This window comes from Roseibium sp. RP-7 (genome assembly GCF_053005225.1).
The window spans coordinates 2537524-2561443 of sequence record NZ_JBRKQA010000001.1 but is presented as its reverse complement, the minus strand read 5'-3'; the positions used below and the strand labels follow the sequence as shown (position 1 = coordinate 2561443).

The 23920-nt window shown below is 55.9% G+C and carries 24 protein-coding genes; 13 read left to right on the top strand and 11 right to left on the bottom strand.

Features of this window, described 5'->3' with window-relative positions; translation table 11 throughout:
* The first annotated feature begins 159 nt into the window (after nucleotides 1–159).
* The 4 genes from ACVDG9_RS11550 (at nucleotide 160) to ACVDG9_RS11535 (ending at nucleotide 4448) form a co-directional block, all read left to right on the top strand.
* Entirely contained in the window at nucleotides 160–759 is a 600-nt protein-coding gene (locus ACVDG9_RS11550) for a hypothetical protein (RefSeq protein WP_022998797.1), read from the top strand.
* Nucleotides 760–1052: 293 nt separating this feature from the next.
* Nucleotides 1053–2351, top strand: a complete 1299-nt coding sequence (locus ACVDG9_RS11545; RefSeq protein WP_447238015.1) for an NAD(P)/FAD-dependent oxidoreductase — start codon at nucleotides 1053–1055, stop codon at nucleotides 2349–2351.
* Nucleotides 2348–3199, top strand: coding sequence for a DUF1365 domain-containing protein (locus ACVDG9_RS11540; protein ID WP_447238014.1), 852 nt, complete (start codon nucleotides 2348–2350; stop codon nucleotides 3197–3199). The genes ACVDG9_RS11545 and ACVDG9_RS11540 overlap by 4 nt, the downstream gene beginning before the upstream one ends.
* Nucleotides 3200–3218: 19 nt before the next feature.
* A complete protein-coding gene (locus tag ACVDG9_RS11535; RefSeq protein WP_228930484.1) occupies nucleotides 3219–4448 on the top strand; it encodes an SAM-dependent methyltransferase in 1230 nt (409 codons plus the stop codon).
* Nucleotides 4449–4487: 39 nt separating this feature from the next.
* On the opposite strand, the gene ACVDG9_RS11530 is transcribed toward ACVDG9_RS11535, so the two are convergent.
* On the bottom strand, nucleotides 4488–5294 hold the full coding sequence (locus tag ACVDG9_RS11530) for an SDR family NAD(P)-dependent oxidoreductase (protein ID WP_447238013.1): 807 nt from the start codon (nucleotides 5292–5294) through the stop codon (nucleotides 4488–4490).
* Between the two features lie 58 nt (nucleotides 5295–5352).
* Nucleotides 5353–6009: a ChrR family anti-sigma-E factor gene (locus ACVDG9_RS11525; protein WP_152510899.1), complete on the bottom strand. Its 657-nt coding sequence runs from the start codon at nucleotides 6007–6009 to the stop codon at nucleotides 5353–5355.
* Nucleotides 6010–6323: 314 nt separating this feature from the next.
* Here ACVDG9_RS11525 and ACVDG9_RS11520 point away from each other — a divergent pair, with 314 nt between their 5' ends.
* From ACVDG9_RS11520 to ACVDG9_RS11510, 3 genes are all read left to right on the top strand, one after another.
* Nucleotides 6324–7358: a cysteine synthase A gene (locus ACVDG9_RS11520; protein WP_062488848.1), complete on the top strand. Its 1035-nt coding sequence runs from the start codon at nucleotides 6324–6326 to the stop codon at nucleotides 7356–7358.
* Between the two features lie 24 nt (nucleotides 7359–7382).
* Complete coding sequence (gene cls / locus ACVDG9_RS11515; RefSeq protein WP_447238012.1) at nucleotides 7383–8897, top strand: cardiolipin synthase; 1515 nt, start codon at nucleotides 7383–7385, stop codon at nucleotides 8895–8897.
* Nucleotides 8898–9080: 183 nt separating this feature from the next.
* Nucleotides 9081–9725 (top strand): LysE family translocator, encoded by a 645-nt coding sequence (locus ACVDG9_RS11510; RefSeq protein WP_075283025.1) that lies wholly within the window; start codon nucleotides 9081–9083, stop codon nucleotides 9723–9725.
* Nucleotides 9726–9778: 53 nt separating this feature from the next.
* Here ACVDG9_RS11510 and ACVDG9_RS11505 read toward each other — a convergent pair whose 3' ends face one another.
* A complete protein-coding gene (locus tag ACVDG9_RS11505) occupies nucleotides 9779–10840 on the bottom strand; it encodes an AraC family transcriptional regulator (RefSeq protein WP_447238011.1) in 1062 nt (353 codons plus the stop codon).
* A 92-nt stretch (nucleotides 10841–10932) separates the two neighbouring features.
* Between ACVDG9_RS11505 and ACVDG9_RS11500 the strand changes: the two genes are divergently transcribed.
* The 4 genes from ACVDG9_RS11500 to sseA all read left to right on the top strand — a co-directional run bounded on the left by ACVDG9_RS11500 (nucleotide 10933) and on the right by sseA (nucleotide 13571).
* The gene (locus ACVDG9_RS11500) at nucleotides 10933–11358 is read left to right on the top strand and encodes a hypothetical protein (RefSeq protein ID WP_139314165.1); all 426 of its coding nucleotides are present in this window, start codon (nucleotides 10933–10935) and stop codon (nucleotides 11356–11358) included.
* A 145-nt stretch (nucleotides 11359–11503) separates the two neighbouring features.
* Nucleotides 11504–12220 (top strand): alanyl-tRNA editing protein, encoded by a 717-nt coding sequence (locus tag ACVDG9_RS11495; protein WP_447238010.1) that lies wholly within the window; start codon nucleotides 11504–11506, stop codon nucleotides 12218–12220.
* 22 nt (nucleotides 12221–12242) lie between these two features.
* Nucleotides 12243–12716 (top strand): GFA family protein, encoded by a 474-nt coding sequence (locus ACVDG9_RS11490; RefSeq protein WP_077292957.1) that lies wholly within the window; start codon nucleotides 12243–12245, stop codon nucleotides 12714–12716.
* A 9-nt stretch (nucleotides 12717–12725) separates the two neighbouring features.
* Nucleotides 12726–13571, top strand: a complete 846-nt coding sequence (gene sseA / locus ACVDG9_RS11485; RefSeq protein WP_022998810.1) for a 3-mercaptopyruvate sulfurtransferase — start codon at nucleotides 12726–12728, stop codon at nucleotides 13569–13571.
* Between the two features lie 20 nt (nucleotides 13572–13591).
* Here the strand turns inward: sseA and ACVDG9_RS11480 are convergent, their stop codons facing one another.
* Nucleotides 13592–14932 (bottom strand): globin-coupled sensor protein, encoded by a 1341-nt coding sequence (locus tag ACVDG9_RS11480; protein ID WP_022998811.1) that lies wholly within the window; start codon nucleotides 14930–14932, stop codon nucleotides 13592–13594.
* Between the two features lie 266 nt (nucleotides 14933–15198).
* Complete coding sequence (locus ACVDG9_RS11475; RefSeq protein WP_447238009.1) at nucleotides 15199–16008, bottom strand: HD domain-containing protein; 810 nt, start codon at nucleotides 16006–16008, stop codon at nucleotides 15199–15201.
* Between the two features lie 72 nt (nucleotides 16009–16080).
* On the opposite strand from ACVDG9_RS11475, the gene ACVDG9_RS11470 reads away from it, so the two are divergent.
* Complete coding sequence (locus ACVDG9_RS11470; RefSeq protein ID WP_447238008.1) at nucleotides 16081–16713, top strand: TetR/AcrR family transcriptional regulator; 633 nt, start codon at nucleotides 16081–16083, stop codon at nucleotides 16711–16713.
* Here the strand turns inward: ACVDG9_RS11470 and ACVDG9_RS11465 are convergent.
* The 5 genes from ACVDG9_RS11465 to ACVDG9_RS11445 form a co-directional block, all read right to left on the bottom strand.
* Entirely contained in the window at nucleotides 16696–17400 is a 705-nt protein-coding gene (locus tag ACVDG9_RS11465; protein WP_447238007.1) for a TIGR02117 family protein, read from the bottom strand. The genes ACVDG9_RS11470 and ACVDG9_RS11465 overlap by 18 nt on opposite strands.
* A 17-nt stretch (nucleotides 17401–17417) precedes the next feature.
* A complete protein-coding gene (locus ACVDG9_RS11460; protein WP_022998815.1) occupies nucleotides 17418–18221 on the bottom strand; it encodes an amino acid ABC transporter ATP-binding protein in 804 nt (267 codons plus the stop codon).
* Nucleotides 18222–18290: 69 nt separating this feature from the next.
* Complete coding sequence (locus ACVDG9_RS11455) at nucleotides 18291–19442, bottom strand: amino acid ABC transporter permease (RefSeq protein ID WP_031268584.1); 1152 nt, start codon at nucleotides 19440–19442, stop codon at nucleotides 18291–18293.
* Between the two features lie 10 nt (nucleotides 19443–19452).
* Nucleotides 19453–20658, bottom strand: a complete 1206-nt coding sequence (locus tag ACVDG9_RS11450) for an amino acid ABC transporter permease (RefSeq protein ID WP_022998817.1) — start codon at nucleotides 20656–20658, stop codon at nucleotides 19453–19455.
* 237 nt (nucleotides 20659–20895) lie between these two features.
* A complete protein-coding gene (locus ACVDG9_RS11445) occupies nucleotides 20896–21915 on the bottom strand; it encodes an amino acid ABC transporter substrate-binding protein (RefSeq protein ID WP_031268586.1) in 1020 nt (339 codons plus the stop codon).
* A 469-nt stretch (nucleotides 21916–22384) separates the two neighbouring features.
* Between ACVDG9_RS11445 and metC the strand changes: the two genes are divergently transcribed.
* Nucleotides 22385–23563, top strand: coding sequence for a cystathionine beta-lyase (metC, locus tag ACVDG9_RS11440; RefSeq protein ID WP_055654061.1), 1179 nt, complete (start codon nucleotides 22385–22387; stop codon nucleotides 23561–23563).
* 28 nt (nucleotides 23564–23591) lie between these two features.
* Here the strand turns inward: metC and ACVDG9_RS11435 are convergent, their stop codons facing one another.
* Nucleotides 23592–23906, bottom strand: coding sequence for a lipid-A-disaccharide synthase N-terminal domain-containing protein (locus tag ACVDG9_RS11435; RefSeq protein WP_022998819.1), 315 nt, complete (start codon nucleotides 23904–23906; stop codon nucleotides 23592–23594).
* Nucleotides 23907–23920: the final 14 nt, after the last annotated feature.

Genomic DNA, 23920 nt, shown 5'->3' with positions numbered 1-23920 from the left:
TGTTACACGCATTCGGGAGATTGTGGTGCGATAATGGCAAAATCGTGACCGCACGAACGGGGCGCAAAAGCGCGGAAGACCTGAAAAGTCCTATAATGGACCTCCGTTTACAGACCCCACGCGCGGTAATTTAAGTTGTATTAGCCTTGGGAGGCGTACATGCAACGGAATACCAGAGCAGGAACTCTTGCGCTTGGCCTCATCCTTGCCTTGGCGGGAAGCGCTGCTGCGGCCCCATTGCCTCAGGAAACGATCACGTTGCCTGAGGATCGTTTGGCGGTCACAGTCGCGTCAGCGTCACAGGATCAGGCCGATCCGCTGGAAAGTGAGCTCACGATATGGGTGGGCGAAATCGAGCTTGAAGGCCGGAAAACGATCTGGGTAGAACTGATCGATTCCTTCGGCGAAGTTATCTATGACAGTGAAGTGAACACCAACGAAACCCATCTGCTTCCAGATGGCCGGGCCGTTGTCGTTCGCGCCATGGATCAGGATACGGTTGTCGCCGGCAAGGATGAATCAAGACTGGTCAATGAAGGCACCCTCACGGTCACACGTCGTGTGGTCAATGAAGGTGTTGATGCGACCACAATTGAACTTATCGAAACCGGCCAGCAACCCTCGCAGAAACGCGGCACCATGCTGCAGGTCGCAGATTTTGGCGAATTGGTATGGCAGAAGGTCGTTGCCTTCTTCGATGCCGCACGCACACGCGTCGAAATCGCATGGAACTGGATTGTCGACACGATCCAGGCCTGAGGCTTGTTTTGGCGCAATTGCCTTGCAGACTTGCGACACGCCATTCGCTTGCCCGGCTTTTTCGCCGGGCAGCGGCGATGCGCGTGTGAGATTTTCCGCTCTTCCGAGGTCGCAAAACCTCAGATGACGTTGGCTGAAGTCGCGCCAATGGTTTGCGTCAAAAATAATCCATAAAATTCATCGCCCTATGTGATCCGCCCTTCAAGGCGAGGCGTAACCGCTGCACATCAACTGGAAAACTTGGCGTCCAACCAGGTTTCCCGCGGTAACACCGACGCCCCGAAGGATATGATATGCGGATTGCCGTAATCGGCTCCGGAATTTCCGGAAACAGTGCAGCCTGGGCCCTTAATGATCTTCATGACGTTGTTCTCTACGAACGGCGCGAACGGCCAGGTGGTCACAGCGCCACGGCGGATATCGACTATGATGGCGCCCGGATTTCGGTGGACACCGGTTTCATCGTCTACAACGAGCTCAACTACCCGAATTTTACAGCGCTGCTTGACCATCTGGGGGTCGCCAACGAGATAAGCGACATGAGCTTTGCCTTGTCGGCGGACAACGGCAAGCTTGAATGGTCAGGCCATTCTCTGAACGCGGTCTTCGCACAACGGCGTAATCTGGTCTCACCGCGGTTCCTGCGCATGTTGCGTGATATCTTCCGCTTCAATGGCAAAGCCGTTGAAGATCTGAAGGCCGGACGCCTCAGCGGGCAAACGCTCGGTGGCTACCTGGAGCGTGAACACTACTCTTCCGGTTTCATAAACGACTATCTGCTGGCGATGGGCGCCGCCATCTGGTCGACGCCGATCAACGAAATGCGGGACTATCCTGCGGAAAGCTTCGTGGCTTTCTTTGAAAATCATCGTCTGCTTTCATTCGATCGGCCCCTGTGGCGCACCATTTCCGGTGGCAGCCGCAACTACGTGGAAAAACTGCTGGCGCCACTTCAGGGAAAGATCAGGCTTGGCAAGCCGGTCACAGAAGTTCTCCGGCAAAACGGTCAGGTTATCGTGCGCGACGCATCCGGCCACCAGGACGTCTTCGATCATGTGATCCTTGCCAGCCACACGGACCAGACCCTTGCCATGTTGGGTGATCCCTCCCCGCAGGAGCGCGATATCCTTGGATCCATCCGGTATCGTCCGAACGAGGTTTACCTTCACCGCGACGAGGCCTTGATGCCGAGACGCAAAAACGTCTGGGCTTCCTGGAATTACATGTCCGATCGCGAAGCCGGCGAAACCCGGGACGTAACCGTCAGCTACTGGATGAACCGGCTGCAGAACTTCGATCACTCCAAACCGGTCTTCGTTACGTTGAACCCCTATGCACCACCTCAGGAAGACAAGACCTTCGCGAAATATGTTTATGATCATCCCCAGTTCGATGCCATGGCGCAGCAGGCCAAGAACCGGCTTGGGGAAATTCAAGGCGTGAACAACACCTGGTATTGTGGTGCCTGGCGCGGTCACGGCTTCCACGAAGATGGACTTTCGTCAGGGCTTGATGTTGCCCGTTCGCTGGGTGCCCGTCTGCCATGGGAAAAAGACACGGCTGGCGATACCTATCTGGAGGCTGCCGAATGAAGGCAAGGCCGAGCAATTGTATGCATGACAATGGACCGCCCCCTGATCTGGCGGCATCCTTGTTCATGGGCTCGGTCATGCATCACCGCATGAAACCCCGTGAGCACAGGTTTTCCTATAAGGTCTTTTCCGTGCTGCTCGATCTGGATCGGCTCGAAGAAGCTGCGCAGTCCAGCCACTTCTTTTCCGTCAACCGGTTCAATTTGCTGTCGTTTCATCAGAAGGACCATGGCCCCAGGGACGGGTCAGATTTGCGGCTCCATGTCGACCGATTGCTCGCCAAGGAAGGGCTAGAGGCACCTGCTCGGGTCCTGCTGCTCGCATATCCGCGGATGCTGGGTTACGGCTTCAACCCTCTCAGCGTTTATTATGCCTATGACCGGTCAAACCAACTGATTGCGCTCGTTTACGAGGTGCGCAACACGTTTGGCGGCATCCACACCTACGTAGCACCTGTCAGAGCCGGGCAATGCAGTGATGCAGGTATACGCCAGGATCAGAAGAAGCTGTTCTACGTGTCGCCCTTCGTCAGCATGGAACAACACTATTTCTTCCGCATGATGCCGCCGGGAAAAACCGTCCGCGTTCGCATTCTGGAAAAGGATTGCGAAGGCCCGCTTTTGTCGGCGACATTTTCCGGCACACAACACCCCCTTTCCAACGGCTCGATTCTGCAGGCCTGCCTTCAGGTGCCGCTGCTGACATTCAAGGTCATCGGCGCCATCCATTGGGAAGCCTTTAAAATCTGGCGCAAGCGTGTACCATTTCACGCTCGACCCGCAGGAGATGCAGGGAATGACGGGTTGCCTGGGCAGACAGGTTCTGTCTTGCCAGTTTCAAACAACTGACGTTTCAAGAGGTTCTGCTATGAGTGAGCCGATTGTTCTGACCAAGGAAAACTTCCGCGCGGAGTTGAAGGGTGCTCCACGCCTCGCCAAAATGGCGGCCGGCCTTGCCCTCAAGATCCGCTACGGGTCTCTTGAAGTTCAATTTCCAGACGGTCGAAGGTTCTATATCAAAGGGCAGGAAGATGGCCCACACGGTGTTCTCAAGATCCATAACTGGGCATTTTTCCGGATGGTCGTCCAAGCAGGCGACGTTGGTGTCGGAGAAGCCTTCATGGCGGGGTACTGGTCGTCGCCCGACGTGACCACGTTTCTGGAAGTCTTCTGCATAAACCAGGAATCGACGCTGGAAGCTCTCCAGGGGAAGCCGTTTACACGTTTTCTGATGTCGGTACGCCACTGGCTGAACTCCAACACCAAACGCGGGTCGAAGCGCAACATCTCGGCGCACTATGATCTCGGAAATGCATTTTACCGGGAATGGCTCGATCCTTCGATGACCTATTCCTCGGCGATCTACAGCAACGAAACCAACAATCTGGAACAGGCGCAAACCGAGAAGTACGCTTCTCTGGTACGGCAGACGGGCATTACTCCCGATCACAAGGTTCTGGAAATCGGGTGTGGCTGGGGCGGCTTTGCCGAATATGTCGCAAAATCGGTTGGTGCCAACGTGCGAGCCTTGACCATCTCACAGGAACAATTCGATTACGCGCGCGAACGGATCTACAAGGCTGGCCTCAACGACAAGGTTGAAGTGGTCTTCCAGGACTATCGCGACGAAAATGGCGTGTTCGACAGGATAGCCTCCATCGAGATGTTCGAGGCCGTCGGTGAAAAATACTGGCCGACCTACTTCCGCCAATTGTCGAAGTGCCTCAAGCCGGGTGGCAAGGCGGGCCTGCAGATCATCACGATCCAGGACAAGATGTTCGAGGACTATCGCAGAGGCACAGACTTCATCCAGCGCCATATCTTTCCAGGTGGAATGCTGCCTCCGCCCGGTCGTCTGGCGGAAATCGGCAAGTCCCTGGGACTGGACCTTATGGATCAGAAGATCTTCGGCCAGGACTACGCAAGAACGCTTGCAGAATGGCGGCAGAGCTTCCGACAGGCCTGGCCAAGGATCAGTCCGCTGGGTTTTGACGAGCGCTTCAAGCGCCTCTGGGAGTTCTACCTGCATTATTGCGAGGCAGGCTTCCGGTCCGGCAATATCGATGTTCGCCAGATGGTCTACGTCAAATCTGCCTGACAAGGCACTGATCTTGAAGACACACTTCAAAGGCCGGGATCACCCGGCCTTTTTCTTGTTCCAACCCGTGGACCGGGCGACCAGCGCGAAGTAGGCACTGTACGGCAACCAGCGCAAGAGCTTCAGTTGCCGAACAAATTTACGCGGAAATGCAATCTCGAAACGGCTTGGATGGGACAGGCCTTTCCTGATTTCCTCGACAGCCTCTTCCGGAGACATCAGATAAGGCATCGGAAACGGATTGGACTTTGTTGCCGGCGTATCGACAAAACCGGGACTGATGATCTGAATTCGGATCCCTGCAAGGTCCAGATCGAATTTCAAGGATTCAACAAGGTTGATCAGCCCCGCCTTGGTGGCACCGTATGCAGCTGACGTCGGCAAACCGCCATAACCTGCCACAGACGACACCACTGCGATCTGCCCCCTGCCCGCCGCCTTCATGGCTGTGATTGCCGGCAGAAGCACATTGACCGTCCCCATGAGGTTCACATCAAAGCTTTTGCGAAAGGCGTCTGCTTCGGCATCGAGGCCATCCTGCGGCAGATAAATGCCCGCATTAGCCACGAGCAGGCTCAAACCGCCGAAGTCCTGCTGAATTTTTTTCACGTGTTCGGCCATGAGGTCTGTCTTCGTGACATCCCCAGGCAGCGCATGAATTGAACCGGCAAGCGCCTTGGACTGCCTCTCCAGCTCCGCCAGATCCTGTTCCGAGCGGGCAGTTACAATGACCTTCCAGCCCGAACGGGCGAGGTCAAGTGCAAGCTCCCGGCCGATACCGGAACTTGCTCCCGTGATCCAGGCGCAACCGTGATCAGCTTGGGCAACATAATTCGTCTTGGGCAATTCATTCTCCCGGTTCGTTTGCCTCTTTACGCAAACAGACCGGGTGTCGGATTGAATTTTAGCGGATAAAGGGTGCGAACCAGCGGCCAACAGGGCCGGTCAACTGCAGGCGTCCCGCCGTCACCGCGAAGCAAATGCAGTCTTCACCTTCGTCAGCTATAGGCTTGTGGTCCACATCGCCATCGGCAAAGGCAACGTCACCAGCCACATAGTGGCCGTCTTCGTCCTTGAACCCGCCCGTCAAAACCAGCGTAAGCTCGGTGCCGTGGTGCGTATGGGACGGCATTGCTCGACCTGCCCGCACCCAAAGGAGACTGCTTGCGCAGCCGTCAATTTCACCGAACTTGCATTCCTTGACGCCAGGAAGGAGGGTTTTCCAGGGGAGCTGATCCATCGAGGAACCGATAATCGACTGCAGCGATTCGGGAACGGCCGGTCCGCCTTTCTCAGACAGTTCGGCGGCAGGCGCGTTATCGTTCAGGTCATCAACGGCGCCACTGAATATCGATCCGAGAAATTCGTCCCGATTGGAAATGGAGACCGGTTCGGCGTCTTCCAGTTCAAAGCCGGCAAGAGTTTCAAGTGAGTTTACATATGACCTGTTGCAGTCGCTCATTTCGAGATGAGCACCGACCAATGCCTGCGCCGGATAGGTCAAGGTCCCGGCCGCATATCCGGCCAGTAACTCGTCCATTCCGGTCACGTTTTTTTCCATTACCGCTCTCATTTGGCTTTAGAATCCCAAGTTGCCTTACCGGCGATACGACAGGCAACAAAAATCGGATCAACAATTACACCAGAATTGTTAGAAATAGAATTTCAGTGAGCTGATTTCACGGAACAACTGATGGCGTGTTTTTGACACCAGAGGGAAAAAGGAACCTGATTGGCCTCAGGTGCTGGCATTCCCCATTTGAAGCCTTACATTGCGACCTTGATCAAGGCCTTTCAGACCTTTAGCGTCCGGGGCTTATCAGATTTCATCTGGCCGGTCAGCGCCACCGGACCAGATCAGCCGGGAAAGAATAAATGTCTGTGTCCGCTTCTGTTGTCGATGCGATCGGTAACACGCCCCTCATCCGTCTGAAAGCTCTGTCCGAGGAAACGGGTTGCGAAATTCTCGGCAAGGCCGAGTTCATGAACCCCGGTCAATCGGTCAAGGACCGCCCTGCCCGACAGATGATTCTAGAAGCCGAAGCCCGCGGTGATCTCAAGCCCGGTGGTGTGATTGTTGAAGGCACAGCCGGAAACACCGGTATCGGTCTGGCGCTGGTAGCCAGTGCACGCGGCTACCGGACCGTGATCGTTATTCCGGAAACGCAAAGCCAGGAAAAGAAGGACATGTTGCGCCTGTGTGGTGCTGAACTTGTCGAAGTCCCGGCCAAGCCTTTTTCCGACCCCAACAATTACCAGCACGTCGCCCGCCGTCTTGCAGAAGAGATGGCACGGACTGAACCTAATGGCGTTATCTTTGCCGATCAGTGGAACAACCTCGACAACCGCAAGGCTCATTTCGTAACCACAGGTCCTGAGATCATGGCCCAAACGGGTGGCCGTGTTGACGGTTTCATCTGTGCGGTCGGTTCAGGCGGCACGCTGGCTGGCGTTTCAACCTATCTTCAGGAGAACAAGCCGGGTGTCGTCATCGGCTGCGCCGACCCGCGTGGCGCCGCGATGCAATCGCTGTTCACCACCGGCAAGGCTGTCGCCTCCGAAGGCGGATCGGTTTCCGAAGGCATCGGCCTTGGCCGCAGTACCGCGATTGTCGGCGATCTTAAAATCGATCACGCCTACACAATTCCAGACGAAGAAGCCTTGCCGCTGGTGTTCGATCTCGCGGAAAAGGAAGGGCTACTGCTGGGTGGCTCGACCGCTATCAACCTGGCCGGCGCCCGGCGCCTCGCACGCGAGCTTGGACCAGGCAAGACGATCGTCACGATCCTGTGCGACCACGGCACCCGCTACCAGTCCAAACTCTACAATCCGGACTTCCTCAGATCAAAGAATTTGCCGGTTCCGGAGTGGCTGGAGCGAAAAGTCACGATCCAGCCACCCTTCGCCTGATCGATTGACACCGGGGGGCATTACATGAGTTCAGCGGATCAAGCATTGGCGCAAGGCGGTGACGCGGCCGAAGCGGTGATCCGCGATGCCGTCACAGATGCCGGCGTTCTGGATGCCATGGCAAACAATCTCGGACTGGTCGCGGCATTTGTCGCGATCATGTACGTGACGGCGGGCATCTGCGCCGTTCGCGAAGTAATGAATTCAAGAACTTCCCAGGGATCCGTCGCATGGCTGCTGTCCCTGTTTTTTCTGCCTTATCTCACGGTGCCGCTCTATTTCGTGTTCGGCTGGCGATCCTTTTCCGACTACGAGAAGATTCAAGCGACCCTTGGCCGGGCAGAACGGGCAAGGCGTGCAGACGAACTTGGCCTGACCGATCACGAGGAAACCAGAGACTGGCCAGTTCTTTCCCGCGTTGCCGGGGTTCCCTTCATGGCCGGCAACAAGGCAGACCTTCTTATCGATGGTGATGCGACGTTCACAGCCATCAAAAATGAAATTGCAAAGGCCAGAAACGTCATATTCTTCCAGTTCTTCGCCATCCATGACGACGAACTGGGACGTGACATGGCCGACGCCCTGATCGCCCGTGCCAAGGATGGCATAACGGTCTATTTCCTCTACGACGATGTCGGCAGCCATTCTCTGTCAAAAGACTATCTGAGCCGCTTGAAGAGCGCCGGCGTCAAGGTTTGCGGTTTCAACGAAAACCACAAGTTCCTGCGACTGCTTGGACCGATGCGTCTCAACTATCGCAATCATCGCAAACTGGTCGTGATCGACTACCGCGTCACATTTGTCGGCGGCCACAATGTTGCGGACCAGTATGTCGGCCGGGACAACTGGTTTGGCCACTGGCGCGACACCCATGTCCGTGTCGAAGGGCCCGCTGCCGTTGCTTGTGCACTCTCCTTTGTCGAAGACTGGCTCTGGGCGAGCGGCGAGCGCATCGAACTGCCTCAGGTTGGCGAAATTCCGATGCCTGGTGACGAAGCCGTTCTGGTGATGCCGACAGGGCCTGCAGACAAGCTGGAAGAATGCGCACTGGCTTTTGTCGAAACGGCAGCCCGGGCACGAAAGAGGCTATGGATCACCACACCGTATCTGGTGCCATCTCTCGACATCCAGACAGCGCTTTGCTCGGCAGCAATGCGCGGTGTGGACGTACGCGTTCTGATGCCGGAAAAACGTGATCACTGGACTGTATGGCTCGCAAGCCACGCCTACGAGGACACCCTGGTGCAGCGCGGGGTGAAGGTTTACCGCTATATCGACGGTTTTCTGCACCAGAAGGTTACGCTGATGGACGACGAACTCGTTTCCATCGGCACGGTCAACTTCGACAACAGATCATTCCAGATCAATTTTGAACTGACCCTCTGGTTCACCCATCCGCGCATGATCGACAACGTCGAAAGCATGCTGGAGACCGATTTCCAGAACTCCCGCCTGACCTGGCCGGACGCGTTCCAGTCCCGCAGTTATGTTTTTCGTGTCCTGGCTCAAGGCGCCAGGTTGCTGTCTCCTATTCTTTGATCGGTGTTCGAGACATATTCAGTCCCTGACTGCGCGGCCATGCAGAGCGCCTCGTGCAGCTTGAAGGCAAAATCCAGCATCTGTTTTCTGAAACCGATGGAAGAGTGCCCCCTTCCGGACTGGTGCCGTCGAGGCGAATGATCTAAACCTCTATCAGACCAACTTCTCCGGCATCTGCAAACCATGGCTTACATACCCGACTACGCGACCCTGCTTGCCTTTACGGCCGCAGCACTGGTGTTGACCGTTACGCCAGGACCCGACATGACGCTGTTCATGAGCAAGACGCTGACACAAGGCCGACGCGCCGGGCTTGCTGCTGTGTTTGGGGCAACCTGTGGTCTGATCCTGCACACCGTGCTTGCTGCGATCGGTGTTTCCGCCCTGCTTTCAGCATCGGCACTTGCATTTACAGTGCTGAAGATCGTCGGCGCCGCTTATCTGATTTATCTCGCAGTTCAAGCGGTCAGGAACGGGTCCAGCCTTGCGCTGGAAGCAGCCTCCGTGAAGAGGCAACCTATTCACCGGGTCTGGTTACAGGCACTCGGGATCAACATCCTCAATCCCAAGATCGTCTTGTTCTTCGTGACCTTCCTGCCTCAGTTTGTCAGCGCGGCGGATCCGAACGCGACAGGAAAACTGATGTTCCTCGGGTTTTACTTCGTCGTTCTGGGAATGCCCATCTGCGCTGCGATGGTTCTGGGAGCCAGTGCGTTTGCCCGTTTCCTGAAGTCCTCGCCGAAGTTCATGCGAGCCTTCGACTGGGCTTTTGCAGGCATTATGGGCACCTTCGCCCTGAAGCTTCTGGTGGCCAAGGCAAACAGCTGAACCGGTTCCTTTGGCTGCCAGTGACCCGTGGTGACTGAGCGTCCAAAATCAGTCTAGCGTGCCAGCAGTTCTCTCAGACCGGCGGGGGGAACTTGGGCCATCTTGCGAAAATCCCGGCTCATATGGTGGCGGTCTGAATAGGACGCCTGGTAGGCAATCTCATCGAGACAGCAGTCGCCCGACGCCATCATACGTGTCGCCTTTCGCAGTCGGACGAAACGAGCGAGCCTGGCGTAGCCCAACCCTGCCTCCGATAGCCGCCGGGAAAGACTTCTCGGCGATAAACCAAGTCCCGCCGCCGTTGACGACAAGCCAGGATGCTCCCCCACTGAAAGTTCGAGACTGCCGACGACCCGCGCAAGAAGTCGGTTCGTACCCGGCCCCTGCGGCCTGTTCAGCAGGTGGTGAAAAGACAGGCTTGAAGCAGAAGACATCATCCGGTTTTCGGAATTGAACCCGGAAGTTTCTTCTGCAGGAATAATCAGGATATCGCTGTCGAAATCCAAGTTGCCTTCAACGAAATTGCCAAACCGATAGATCGGCCGGGAAGCACTGCCGCGGCTAACCGCCCAGATGTCCTGAATATGTATTCCTGCGCTTTCAAGCGTTCCGGTCACGACACCGGCCAGCATTGCCGGTCCGAATGGTTTCTGGTTCGCGGGACGTACCTTGTAGGGTGACAAGACCAGTGAATTGCGCTGGACGGAAGAAATAAAATCCTTTCCTTGACCGTTCTCGTGAAACCGAAAGGACGCCTGCAGTGCCAGGACACCCGACCATCTGTTCACCAGGTCAGGCATGCTCGGCGCACTCGTGAGGAGATGACTGATCACATCGAAACCGGCTGGGCGACCTAGAGCACGCGCCAGATTGAAAACCGCTCCGCATCCTCGTGAAGCGTAGAGCATTCCGATACGGGACAGCGGATCCTTCGCCTCAGTGCCCTGCAAAACGGAATTCCCATAAATTGCGGGAAACCGTGCCTCGGCCTGCTTCGCAAAATGCCTCAACCACCAGTTCCAATACGCCGAATAGGCTTCTCCGAGCGGCTCGTTGACACGCACGTTCTCCGCACCTTGTTGCGGCTCAATGGAAATTTTGGCGTCGATATTCACAGGTCTTCTTTCGACCGTGCTGCATGATGAAGTGTGCCCTGGAACGAAACCAAGGGTTTAGCGCAAATGCAAGCATCGAAATCGAGGGGAACATGCGCAACTTGAAATCTCAGCTACGACTTCTTGCACTGACGTCGCTGGCTACACTGACGGGCAGCTTTTACGCACTGGCTGATCCGGCCAACCTGACGGCAGACGAGATCAACGACATGATGTCGGGAAACTCCATCCATGGTTTCTTTCCCGACGGCGTGACGGAGTACAAGCAGAACAACCACGCCGACGGCTTCGCCGTTGTCGTGGTCAAGGGCGACAAGATCCGGAACATTCCGTGGGAAGCCGTCGAAATTAACGGGACTGGTCAATATTGCGAAGACTGGAGCGGCGATGGCTGGGGCAAACTCTGTTTCACGGTGACGCGCGAAAACCCGGCCAAGCCGATCTTCACAAATGCAAAAGGCAAGGCAAACGCACAGAACTGGTCAGAAGGTTTTGTCGATCTGAATTTCGCCGACTGAACTTGGTCCACATCATTGTTATCGCCCGCGGTCCGGCCGGATTGCGGGCGTTTGTTTTTCATGACCCCGGTTTCCTGCAAATAGGGCCTTGCACCGCATGCTGTTCGTTGGTCAATTCGACGCTATTCGTTTCAGGGAGTTCCGGATGACCACGCCTTTGTTTCGCGACGATGCCTACCTCAGAACATGTGAAGCCGAAGTGACCGGCATCAACGAGCGTGGCGGCATCGTGCTTGATAGATCGGTTTTTTACGCGACCGGTGGCGGTCAACCGGGCGACAGCGGCACATTGGAGCTGGAAGACGGCACGAAGATCGAGATTGCCACCACGGTCTATGATGACGACAAGAAAACCATCGTCCATGTCCCTTCAGAAGGACAACACCTGCCTGCCGCCGGCACAAAAGTGACCGCCCATTTGGACTGGGCAAGACGGTACCGGTTGATGCGCATGCATACTGCCTTGCATCTATTGTCCGTGGCCCTGCCCTTTCCCGTTACAGGTGGTCAAATCGGGGATCCCGAAGGACGGCTTGATTTCGATATGGGCGAAGACACAATCGACCGGGAAGCGCTTCTGGAGAAGCTCAATGCGCTGGCTTCTGGTGATCACGAAGTAACCACCCATTGGATCACAGACGAAGAACTCGATACCAACCCGGGTCTGGTCAAGACCATGTCCGTCAAGCCGCCACGCGGGTCTGGCAGGGTAAGACTGGTCAGGATCGGCGACGACGTGGACTTGCAGCCTTGCGGTGGTACCCATGTAACGAGAACCTCTGAAATCGGCCTGCTTGAACTTGGCAAGATCGAAAAGAAGGGCAAGCAGAACAGGCGCGTCCGGATCCGCCTGACCGACTGACAAGCAAACGGAGGAAGTTGAAATGAAACTGTCAGGTGGCTGCCGGTGTGGAGCTGTTTCCTTCGAAGTGGAAAGCAGAACCCCCTACCCCTACATGCGCTGTTACTGTTCCATCTGCCGCAAGACAGGTGGCAGCGGCGGTTATGCAGTCAATCTGATGGGAGACGCCGGCAGCCTTGAGGTATCGGGCGCGGAGACGAAGTCGGTCTACAACGCTGTCATTGATGGAAAGACCAGTCCTGCGGAACGTCATTTCTGCAAGGCTTGTGGATCTCACCTGTGGCTTTGGGATCCGCGTTGGCCTGAACTGGTGCATCCACATGCAGGAGCGGTCGATAGCCCCTTGCCAACACCGCCAGAGATTGTCCATATCATGCTGGCGTTCAAGCCTGACTGGATCGAGGTGCCGAGCGGTCCCGGACACGTTCACTTCCAGAACTATCCGGACCTCTCAATCGAGGACTGGCACAAGTCCAAAGGCTTGCTGGAGACCTAAGGAGCCGTAATGACCGACCATCCCCTCGTATCGACTCAATGGCTGGACGATCATCTCTCCTCGCCAGATCTGATTGTCATCAATGCCTGGATGCCGCCGGTCACACATCCAGATGCTCCGCCTGTCTATCCGAACGCCCACATTCCAGGCGCCGTCTTCTTCGACGTCAACGAGGTCTGTGACAAGACCAGCGATCTGCCTCACATGTTGCCAGCTCCGCACGTGTTTTCGTCAACCATGCGGAAGATGGGGATAGGCGACGGTCAGACACTGGTGGTCTACGATGATTTCGGTTTCTATTCCGCGCCACGCGTCTGGTGGACACTGCGCAGCATGGGCGCGGAACGAGTTTATGTTCTGGATGGTGGATTTCCGAAGTGGCGGGCAGAAGGCCGTGCCTTTGACGACGATACGCCCCGCAGGGTTCAAAGCCACTTCTCGTCCCGTTTGAACCATGGTGCCGTTGCTGACCTCGACCAGATCCGCTCCACCATCGCAAATGGTTCGCGGCAAATACTGGATGCAAGGTCTGCCGAACGATTTGCCGGAGAAGCGCCAGAGCCGCGTGCCGGACTGAAGTCGGGTCACATGCCGACCGCGCTCAACCTGCCCTTCACCCAGCTCATCGCGGAAGACGGCACATTCTTGCAGAAGGAAGACCTGGCAAAGGCTTTTCAGGATGCTGGAGTGGATCTCGACAAACCCGTCACGACCTCTTGCGGCTCCGGTGTCACAGCGGCGATCCTGACCCTTGGCCTTACCGTGCTCGGTGCTCGGGATCTTTCGCTTTACGACGGGTCCTGGGCGGAATGGGGAAGCCGGGACGACACGGACGTCGTCACCGGCCCAGCTTGAGAGATCAAATAGCGCTTTGATCAGGTGCCAGTCTTCAAGGTTTCAAAGAAATCCCGGATCTCATCCGAGATCGAACTGGTGCTTGAAGACATTCTGCTGGATGCAGCCAACAGACTGTCGGCCGCCTGATCGGTTGCGGTGATTGCCTGTTCGACACCGCCAATGTTCTCATCGAGGGTCTGCGTTCCCGAAGCAACCGTCTGGATGCTGTGGGAAATTTCCTGCGTTGCAGCACCCTGCTCTTCAATCGCCGCTGCAATTGATGACGTCATTTCGTCAAGTTGCTTGACCACTTCGGAAATCGACTGGATGGAGGCCACGGCATTGTCCGTCGAACTTTGAATTTCGGTGACTTGCTGGCTGATTTCCTCGGTTGCCTTCGCGGTCTGTTCTGCGAGGGTTTTCACTTCGCTTGCGACCACCGCAAATCCCTTGCCGGCATCACCGGCACGAGCAGCCTCGATCGTTGCGTTCAGAGCCAGCAAATTGGTTTGTTCGGCAATCGCCTGAATGAGACCGATCACATCCCCAATTTTCTGGGCAGCACCTGCCAGGCTCGCCACCTGAAGACTTGATTGTTCTGTGCCGCCTGCCGCCTGGCTGGCAATACGGGATGCACCGGAGATCTGCTTCGAAATTTCCTGGATCGAACTGGAGAGCTCTTCCGTTGCAGAGGCTACGGTCTGGACGCTGACGCTAGAGTCTTTTGAAACATGCCCGGCGTTCTCAACCTGGCTTCTCGCGGTCTGCGATACGCTCGTCAAATGCTCGGCTTCACCCGCAACGCTGCGAGCACCGGCCTCAACGTCGGCCAGCGGTTGCTTGACGCTGCTCTGGAACTTTTCGATAGCCTTGTTCAACCGTTCCGTCTGCGCTGCGCGCTCCAGAAGAAGTTCTTCTTCGTAGGTTGATATGGCAAGGTCCATGTCAAGGAAGACGGCCGCCGTGACATCGTTCAACAAGACGGCAAGGTTTTGAAAAGACCGTCTGTATTTACGGGTCAGATGGGCATGCAGATGGCGCAGGACATAAAGATACCCGGCAATGTACCAACGCGGTTCCAGCCCGATGCGGCAATGCACATGACCGATCTGGTTGATGCTCTGCTGGTAGCTCTGGTCGAAGCCCGACGTGAACAGCTTCTTCCAATGGCCCTTTTGAGCTGAAACAAGTCGGGGCTGATGCGAGCCGACGAGTGCAGCCAGATTTGGCTGGGTGTTGATGTGAACGTAAAAACCCGCCAGCACATCGTCCAACACGGGCTCGATTACCGGCCAGAGTTTTCTGAGATTTTCGATTGTGGAATGATCAATTTGGGCGAATTTCAAACGGGATTGGAAGTCGTATTCCTGATCGCTCATGGCAGGTCACCTTGATAAAAACTGACCCTACGTGACCCGACAATTCTAAATAAACCATAAATTGTATTTTTACGTACGACATAGTGACAATGGCGCGTTGAGCCACAACGAAAACGAAATAGGAATAATTACCAATCCCCCGGTTTTTGGCCGTTTTTTAGGCAATAAAAACGCGACATCCGATTCTTTCCGATGGGAGTCGCGAACACAACCTGAAAACGAAGGTAGCGATACTTTGGTCGTATTCCGGTTGTCCAACACAACGCTCACTCTCCCGGCTGGGGTCTTGCCTTCAACCCATCCGGTTTCTTGCGTGAAGGCTCCAGACTAATCAGAAAGTCGGCACGTGTGCCGGCAAGATGATGGCCTGGCCAGATCTCCAGAGCATCGTTCAGTTTCCCTTTCGGGTATCGAGCGAAGATGTCCTTGCGAACGTTCTGCGCGATCCTGCGCTGCCCCATTCCGAACACGTCACACATTGCTCCTCGCGAAATAAGATGTGCTTCTGCACCATATCTTCTGGCAGACACATACCCGTTAAGGTGCAGTCCGATGGCATCGGCAATCCGATGTACCTTTGCCCGGTCATGTCCCTGGCCGACAAGGTGGTGCTGGCAGCGTTCCGCACCATGGACCACGAAACAGCAATCCCGCGGCTCACTGGTCCGGCCTGACGCCAGGCCTACGTCATGCAATATGGCTGCACAGAAGAGGATTTCCTTGTCTACAGTGAGCTTACGATAGCCACCCAACAAGAGACCAAAGTAATAGGTGCGCCAACTGTGCCGCATCAGGTCCAAATTCTGGACTTCGTCGGCAAAGTCCAACGCATCCCGGACCAATGCGGTCTCCGGTGGCTGCAGTCCTTCAAGGTCTGCACCGAAGGTGTTGATCAGGCCCAGTTTTCCTCTGAAAGCATCCAGCGCTTCCAGCATCCCCATACGGCCAAGATTTGTAAGCACCTTCAGCTTTTCAGTTCTTGTCAGTCGCCCATTGCTGAAATGACCAGACCTTCGTCCCCAAGCCACCGTCCCCATGTCTGCAGTGTTTTCCGGCATCTCCCAAAACGTCTCCATGATTGCTCCATTTTTATGTACCGTATCGCACAAAAATAGACATGTCGATATTTTTGTGCGAATTGGTATAAAATGAAATCCGAAAGCAAACGCGGCCGTCCGCGCAAATTCGACGAAGACATCACGCTCGACCGCATCATGCTGGTGTTCTGGCAGCACGGCTATGCCGCTACCAGTCTCGACCAGATAGCAGAAGCAACCGGCCTGAACAGACCCAGCCTCTACGCCGCATTCGGCAGTAAGAAAGACATGTATCTGAAGGTGATTTCACGGTTCGCGGACCAGATGCAGGCCCACCTGAAGGCGGCAGGACAGACAAAAGCAGGGCTGAAACCCCGGCTCAAGGCCATCATGACAGCTGCTATCGATCTTTATTGCGGCAGGTCGACATTTGGTGATGCGGCCTATGGTTGCCTGGCCATCTCCACACTGACGACTGAAGCTGCTGATGATCCTGACTTCAGATCAATGCTGGCGCATGTCGTTGAGCGAATGGATCGAGGGTTCGCCGGTCTGATTTACGCGGAGCTGAAAGACTCGGTTCCGGAAGCAAGCGTCCAGTTCGCCGCCCAGCATCTGTCTTTGATGCTGCACGGTCTTTCGGTTCGCGCCCGCGCTGGGGAATCTCGCGATATCCTGGTGGAACTGGCAGAGGCTGCTGTTGACCGGCTTGTTCCGGACCCTGCTTCAGCGCCCGTTATGTAGATCCAGCGACCAGTCAAGCGTCAGAGGCAGCGGCGTCCACATGCCGGTCTTCACCCCTGCCCGCCTCAACATGTCGGCCGTCCACGTGTTGCAGCCCATCATCGCGTTGAAGCCGCCAACTGCCGGAAAGAAAATGTCGTGTGCGTCGTACGCCACGCCGGGAATTGCCGTCGGAGGCGCTGTGCCATCTGACTGGAAACTGGTCCTGATATCATTGACCAGCTCATCAAATTCCAGCTGGCTAAGTTCAACTACGCGGACGCTTTCCTGTTCAAGCGGAATATCGCCGGTACGACGGACATGCATGACCGAAGCATCCCAGGTCAACGCGTCTATTACCGGACCCGGTTTCAAATCGCCCCACGTTGGCGTTTCGATATAGAAGGACCGCCCACCCCAGCCGAAAGCAATCCAGAAAACACCCGGATAATCCAGCTCCAGCCCGCCATCCGATACGAATCCAAACGCCTCCAACACGTCCGGATCGGCCGGGAGGGCGATATCAGTATGGATGGGATTGTTGAGTATCAGAATACGCCGTTTATCTGTGAAACTTTGCGCAGCTTCCATAACCGGCCTGGAATCGAACAAAGGCCTCGGAACGAGTGCTCCGAGGCCCAGTGCTACAACAGCAGTGAAGACAACAAGGCAAATTCCAATCAGGAACCTGCGCAGCAGTTTCATCATCCGTAGTCTTTAGCCGATCAGTGGTGCAGGATCTGGCTCAAGAAAAGCTTGGTACGTTCATGCTGCGGATTGGTAAAGAACTCTTCCGGCTCGTTCTGCTCCACGATCTGCCCCGCATCCATGAAGATAACGCGGTTTGCAACCTTGCGGGCAAAGCCCATTTCGTGAGTGACGCACAGCATGGTCATGCCTTCTTCGGCAAGTCCGACCATCACATCCAGAACTTCCTTGATCATTTCCGGATCGAGCGCCGAGGTCGGCTCATCGAACAGCATGATTTTCGGGTTCATGCACAAAGACCGTGCAATAGCAACGCGCTGCTGCTGACCACCGGACAGCTGCCCCGGATATTTGTTGGCCTGCTCCGGGATCTTGACGCGCTCGAGATAGTGCATCGCGATGTCTTCGGCTTCCTTCTTGGGCATCTTGCGAACCCAGATCGGAGCCAGAGTGCAGTTTTCCAGGATCGTCAGATGCGGGAACAGGTTGAAGTGCTGGAAGCACATGCCGACTTCGCGGCGGATTTCGTCGATCTTTTTCAGATCGTCCGTCAACTCGATGCCATCAACAAGGATCTGTCCCGCCTGATGTTCTTCCAGACGGTTGATACAACGGATCATCGTGGATTTGCCGGAACCTGACGGTCCGCAGATAACGATACGTTCGCCGCGCATGACCTTCAGGTTGATGTCGCGCAGAACGTGGAAATCCCCGTACCACTTGTTCATGTTCTTGATTTCAATAGCCACGTCCGTATCGGAGATGGTCATTCTGGAACGATCGGCTGCGAGTTCCTCGTCGCGTACAGCGTTTTCAGACATAGTTTTTAACTCCAAGAGTGTCCTGTGGCCGGGGCGCTGCGGTTCATCGCGCGCCCCGGAAGCGGTTTGCTAGCGTTTGTGTCCTGTATGAAGCTTCTTCTCCATGAAGATGGAGTAGCGCGACATGCCGAAGCAGAAGGTCCAGAACACCACTGCAGCGAACAGGTAACCCGTGTGACCGGTGCTGGGCGTCGACCATGTCGGATCCGTGAAGGACGACTGGATCTGGCCGAGAAGGTCGAACATGCCGACGATCAGAACCAGAGTCGTATCCTTGAACAATCCGATGAAAGTGTTGACGATCCCGGGGATCACGAGCTTCAGAGCTTGCGGCAAAATGATGAGATACATCATCGGCCAGAACCGGAGCCCGAGCGCCATGGCACCTTCATATTGTCCCTTCGGAATGGCTTGCAGGCCACCACGGACCACTTCTGCCATATAGGCGGCAGAGAACAGGGTCACGCCGATCAGAACGCGCAGCAGCTTGTCGAAGGTCACGCCTTCTGGCAGGAACAACGGCAGCATCACCGACGACATGAACAGAACCGTGATCAGCGGAACACCGCGCCAGAACTCGATGAAGATAACCGAGACAAGCTTGATGATCGGCATTCTTGATCGACGTCCAAGCGCCAGCGCGATACCTAGCGGTAGCGAGGCCACAATACCCGTGACCGCGATGACAAGCGTGACAAGCAAACCGCCCCAAACCGCTGTTTCAACGATCGGCAGGATTACCGCATCTCCGATGACCAGGCCGGTCAGCAGGAAGTATGCGATGATCGGGAAGACGACCAGAAACAGGATTGCGTTGATTTTCTTGAACGGTGCGCTGGGGATTGCAAGCGGTACAAGCAACACCGCGAACAGGAAATAGACGATGTTCACCCGCCAGATTTCCTCGGTCGGATACCGGCCATAGATGAACTGCGGGAAGTATGCTTCCACGTAAGCCCAGCAGGCACCGCTATGGCCGCCGTCCTGCGGCAGACATGCTTCGCGATTGTCGCCACTCCAGACAGCATCGATAAATGCGAACTGGATCAAAGGCGCGATAAGTGAGTAGGCGATCAGAATGCCGATTACAGTCAGAACGGTGTTGCCGATGGACGAAAACAGGTTCTGACGCATCCAGCCGATGACGCCGGTGGTCGAGATCGGCGCCGGCAGTCGCGGCGCCTCCTCGGTTCTGATTTGGAACATATCAGTGTTAGCCATTTTACGCTCCTTACCGTTCCACGAGCGCCATGCGCTGGTTGTACCAGTTCATGAAGGCCGATGTGATGAGGCTGAGCGACAGATAGACAACCATCCAGATACCGATGATTTCAATCGCCTGGCCGGTCTGGTTGAGCACCGTTCCACCCATCGAGACGAGGTCCGGATAGGCAATGGCAACTGCCAGTGAAGAATTCTTGGTAAGGTTCAGGTACTGACTCGTCAGCGGCGGAATGATCACGCGCATCGCCTGGGGAATGACCACCAGTCTCAGCGTCGGTCCGTTCCTCAGACCAAGTGCATGTGCTGCTTCGGTCTGACCATGGCTCACTGCCTGAATGCCGGCACGTACGATCTCTGCGATGAACGATGCGGTATAGATTGCCAGGGCTGCGGTAAGAGCCAGGAACTCAGGGATAATATTGAGCCCGACATTGAGTTCGAACCCCTGACGCAGGATTGGCCCGGTTTCGACGAAGTTCGGATGTTCAAGAGTGATCGGCATGCCGGTTGCAAAGTACGTCAGCAAAGGCAGGCCAATAATAAATCCGACCCCCGTCAGGAATGACGGGAACGGTTGCCCTGTGGCCTCCTGACGCTTGCGCGCCCATCGTGCCACGAGGAACGCTGCTGCTATCCCGATCAGGAACGCATAGCCGATCCATTCCGATCCGGTCCCCATGATGGGTTTGGGAAGCCGAAGACCGCCAATGTTCAGGTGGAATGTGTCGAATAACGACCATTTTTCACGCTTGCCGGGGATCGATCGCAGCACCGCGAAGTACCAGAAAAAGATCTGCAGCAGCAGCGGGATATTTCGGACCAGCTCGACGTAGCAATACGCCAGACGGCTGATGACCCAGTTGTTCGACAAGCGGGCGATACCGATGATGAACCCAAAGATCGTGGCGAAGAAGATACCTACGCCCGCCACAAGCAGAGTGTTCAGGAAGCCGACATAGATCGCTCTTCCGTAACTTGATGTCTCAGAGTAGGAAACCAGTGACTGGTTGGTTCCAAACCCGGCTGTATTTTCTAGAAAGCTCCAACCGGAGGCGATGTTCTGCCTCTCCAGGTTGGCTATCGTGTTCGAAACGATGACATATCCCAAAGTCACCAGCGCGACGACCAGCAGCAGCTGGTAAAAGATGCCGCGCGCTTTGGGATCGTTCAACAGCGAAGCACGCGCCGGCGCCCCCGCCGAGTCCTGCTCCATTACTGACATAGAACCTCGCCCAAGTTTTCACGAAAGAGCCCGGCACGCAGCCTCTCCTCAATCGTGTCTGACCTGCTTCCCTGGCCGAACTTCGTCGGCACTCCCCTATCGACGGAAGCAGTCTGTTCCCCCACGCGGTTGCCGGGTATGTTGTCCGGTTTTTATTGCGTGGAATTTATTGAGGGTTCCGGCAGAACAACCGCCGGAACCCCTTCAATCCTCAATCAAAGAAGAGGATTAGCGGACCGGCGGTGCGTACATGAAGCCGCCGTCGTTCCACAGAGCGTTTACGCCACGGGAGATGCCGAGCGGAGTGTCCGGACCAACGTTGGCGTTGAAGGACTCTTCGTAGTTACCGACGTTTTTGATGATCGCATAGGCCCAGTCGTTCGGCAGGCCGATAGCTTCACCAAATGCGCCCTCAACGCCCAGAAGACGCTTGATGGACGGGTTGTCGGAAGACTTCATCTCGTCAACGTTTTCAGAGGTCACGCCGAGCTCTTCTGCGTTGAGCATCGCGTTCAGCGTCCACTTTGCAATGTTGAACCACTCATCGTCGCCCTGACGGACAACCGGACCCAGAGGCTCCTTGGAGATGATTTCCGGCAGGACCATGTGGTCGCCCGGGTTGGTCAGCTTCAGGCGCTGTGCGTACAGGCCGGATGCGTCAGTGGTGTAAACGTCGCAACGGCCGGCGTCGTATGCAGCCACAACTTCGTCGGCCTTTTCGAAGGCGACGATTTCGTACGGCATGTTGTTGGCGCGGAAGTAGTCGGCAACGTTAAGCTCAGTGGTCGTACCGGTGTTGGTGCAGACCGAAGCGCCGGACAGTTCCAGTGCGGAAGTCACGCCCAGGTCCTTGCGAACCATGAAGCCCTGACCGTCATAGTAGTTCACACCAGCAAAGTTCAGACCCAGCTGGGTGTCGCGGGACATGGTCCAGGTGGTGTTACGGGACAGAACATCAACTTCGCCGGACTGAAGCGCGGTGAAACGCTCTTTTGCGGACAGCGGAGTGTATTTCACAGCGGACGCATCGCCGAACACTGCTGCAGCCATAGCGCGGCAGTAGTCAACGTCGATACCGGTCCAGTTCCCCTGAGCATCCGGGTTCGAGAAACCCGGTAGACCCTGGCTCACGCCACACTGAATGAAGCCCTTTGCCTTGACGTCTTCCAGCGTCGTTGCACCAGCAGCCGTCGTCGCGGCGACTCCCATAGCAGCGCCGATTACGAGCGGAAGGAATTTATTGGACATGGATATGCAGCCTTTATTTGTTACCCATACTTTTATTATGCCGGGTTTGTTCGAAAGACATCTTCTCCGTCTCTTGTAACCGGACGGATGCCAGCCTTGACGGCTGCTTCCTCCAGATATCTTTCGTCCCACCCAACGGTTCCATACGATGGCATTTAGCTGTTCGGGTCAAGTACTTGCTGCAGATATCTCGTCAAATTTCTCGAGCTATCCGCCATTTGCCATCAGGTTGGATGCACAAACAGCGAACATGTCTAAATCGAATTCATTCAATGCCTAAAAAGGGTTCAATGCATTTAGCGGAGACCTTGCGAAGGTTAACGCTAATCGAAAAATTCTCCACACAAAGACCCGCGCACAACACGTGAAATGGCGGTTGCGACCATGACGCGAATGACTAAAGTGAGCGCTCGGCGCACGGCAGCTCATGTCGCGCCGCCTCTCGCAAAACACACACCCAAGAGCCTTCATGTCTTCCACCAATTCCAAGCCGCCGTTGAGGCAGGATACCAAACTGGCGCATGCAGGGCGCGACCCGCTTGCATTTCACGGTTTCGTCAATCCGCCTGTCGTGCATGCTTCGACTGTTCTCTACCCCGACACCAAAACCATGGTGACGGGTGCCCAGACCTATTCCTACGCCCGTAGAGGCAACCCGACCACGGACTCCCTTGAAGGGGCCATGAAGGAGATCGAAGGGGCAGCCGGGGTCAAGATCGCGAATTCGGGTTTGAATGCCATTGCATTGGCCATCCTGTCCTGCGTGAAATCCGGTGACCACATCCTGATTGTCGATACGGCTTACGGACCGACCCGCCATTTCGCCGACACTGTTCTGCCAGGCATCGGGGTTTCCGTGACCTTCTACGATCCGAAGATCGGCGCCGACATCAAGACGCTGTTCCAGGAAAACACGACAGCCGTGTTCACCGAAGCACCCGGCTCCCTCACCTTCGAGATGCAGGATGTTCCGGCGATTGCCGCCGAGGCCCGTGCCATCGGCGCGACCGTTCTGATGGACAATACCTGGGCGAGCCCGATTTACTGCCAGCCACTGTCCATGGGGGTCGATCTGTCGATCCAGGCGGGCACCAAATATCTTGTCGGACACTCCGACGCTATGCTCGGTACGGTCGCTGCCAGCGAACGCGCCTGGGAAAAACTGGATGCGTTCTGCGGTGCCATGGGGTGCCACGTCGCGCCGGATGACATCTACCTCGGCCTGCGAGGCCTCAGAACTCTGTCCGTGCGCCTTGAACGGCACCAGCGCAACACACTAGCCGTTCTTGGGTGGCTGAAGGACCAGCCCAACATCGATCGCATCCGCTATCCAGGCCTTGAATCGGATCCTGGTCATGCTCTCTGGAAACGAGATTTTTCGGGAGCCTCGGGCCTGTGCGCCTTTGACTTCAGTGAAAGCACGACACAGGAACAGGCCTACGCCTTCCTGGATGCGCTCACGCTTTATGGTCTCGGGTATTCGTGGGGTGGTTTTGAAAGCCTTGCCATTCCGGTTCGCCTCAAGGGCGGCCGCACGGCAACCCCGGTAAACCTGGATCGCCAGTCGGTTCGCCTCCACATCGGCCTGGAAGACCCGGAAGATCTGATTGCCGATCTGGATCAGGCACTGACGAAGGCATTCGGCTGACAGACTGTCGAGCGAAGGGCGGAACGGCTCAAATCGTAGGGTCGTTCCGCTTTTCCTTGAAAATCAGCCACAGGTTCCGGAAATAGATTAGCAGACCCAGTCCCTGACCGGCGATGAAGACCGGATCCTGTCGTTGAATGGCATAGATCAGCAGCAGCGACCCACCCGCAACGGAAAAGAACCAGAAAGCGACCGGCACGATTGAGCGGCCGACGCGCTCGGATGCGATCCATTGGATGACGAAGCGCATCATGAACATGGCCTGGGCAAAGAAACCCAGAATGATCCAGAAGTCCAATTGCGCGATGAAAACCGCATGGATCCATTCGTATAGAGCGCTCATGTCTCAGGTCCAGT

Coding starts and splice junctions, on each gene's coding strand:
- ACVDG9_RS11550 (WP_022998797.1), top strand. CDS start 160: ATGCAACGGAATACCAGAGCAGGAACTCTTGCGCTTGGCCTCATCCTT.
- ACVDG9_RS11545 (WP_447238015.1), top strand. CDS start 1,053: ATGCGGATTGCCGTAATCGGCTCCGGAATTTCCGGAAACAGTGCAGCC.
- ACVDG9_RS11540 (WP_447238014.1), top strand. CDS start 2,348: ATGAAGGCAAGGCCGAGCAATTGTATGCATGACAATGGACCGCCCCCT.
- ACVDG9_RS11535 (WP_228930484.1), top strand. CDS start 3,219: ATGAGTGAGCCGATTGTTCTGACCAAGGAAAACTTCCGCGCGGAGTTG.
- ACVDG9_RS11525 (WP_152510899.1), bottom strand. CDS start 6,009: ATGGAAAAAAACGTGACCGGAATGGACGAGTTACTGGCCGGATATGCG.
- ACVDG9_RS11520 (WP_062488848.1), top strand. CDS start 6,324: ATGTCTGTGTCCGCTTCTGTTGTCGATGCGATCGGTAACACGCCCCTC.
- cls (WP_447238012.1), top strand. CDS start 7,383: ATGAGTTCAGCGGATCAAGCATTGGCGCAAGGCGGTGACGCGGCCGAA.
- ACVDG9_RS11510 (WP_075283025.1), top strand. CDS start 9,081: ATGGCTTACATACCCGACTACGCGACCCTGCTTGCCTTTACGGCCGCA.
- ACVDG9_RS11500 (WP_139314165.1), top strand. CDS start 10,933: ATGCGCAACTTGAAATCTCAGCTACGACTTCTTGCACTGACGTCGCTG.
- ACVDG9_RS11495 (WP_447238010.1), top strand. CDS start 11,504: ATGACCACGCCTTTGTTTCGCGACGATGCCTACCTCAGAACATGTGAA.
- ACVDG9_RS11490 (WP_077292957.1), top strand. CDS start 12,243: ATGAAACTGTCAGGTGGCTGCCGGTGTGGAGCTGTTTCCTTCGAAGTG.
- sseA (WP_022998810.1), top strand. CDS start 12,726: ATGACCGACCATCCCCTCGTATCGACTCAATGGCTGGACGATCATCTC.
- ACVDG9_RS11480 (WP_022998811.1), bottom strand. CDS start 14,932: ATGAGCGATCAGGAATACGACTTCCAATCCCGTTTGAAATTCGCCCAA.
- ACVDG9_RS11475 (WP_447238009.1), bottom strand. CDS start 16,008: ATGGAGACGTTTTGGGAGATGCCGGAAAACACTGCAGACATGGGGACG.
- ACVDG9_RS11470 (WP_447238008.1), top strand. CDS start 16,081: ATGAAATCCGAAAGCAAACGCGGCCGTCCGCGCAAATTCGACGAAGAC.
- ACVDG9_RS11465 (WP_447238007.1), bottom strand. CDS start 17,400: ATGATGAAACTGCTGCGCAGGTTCCTGATTGGAATTTGCCTTGTTGTC.
- ACVDG9_RS11460 (WP_022998815.1), bottom strand. CDS start 18,221: ATGTCTGAAAACGCTGTACGCGACGAGGAACTCGCAGCCGATCGTTCC.
- ACVDG9_RS11455 (WP_031268584.1), bottom strand. CDS start 19,442: ATGGCTAACACTGATATGTTCCAAATCAGAACCGAGGAGGCGCCGCGA.
- ACVDG9_RS11450 (WP_022998817.1), bottom strand. CDS start 20,658: ATGGAGCAGGACTCGGCGGGGGCGCCGGCGCGTGCTTCGCTGTTGAAC.
- ACVDG9_RS11445 (WP_031268586.1), bottom strand. CDS start 21,915: ATGTCCAATAAATTCCTTCCGCTCGTAATCGGCGCTGCTATGGGAGTC.
- metC (WP_055654061.1), top strand. CDS start 22,385: ATGTCTTCCACCAATTCCAAGCCGCCGTTGAGGCAGGATACCAAACTG.
- ACVDG9_RS11435 (WP_022998819.1), bottom strand. CDS start 23,906: ATGAGCGCTCTATACGAATGGATCCATGCGGTTTTCATCGCGCAATTG.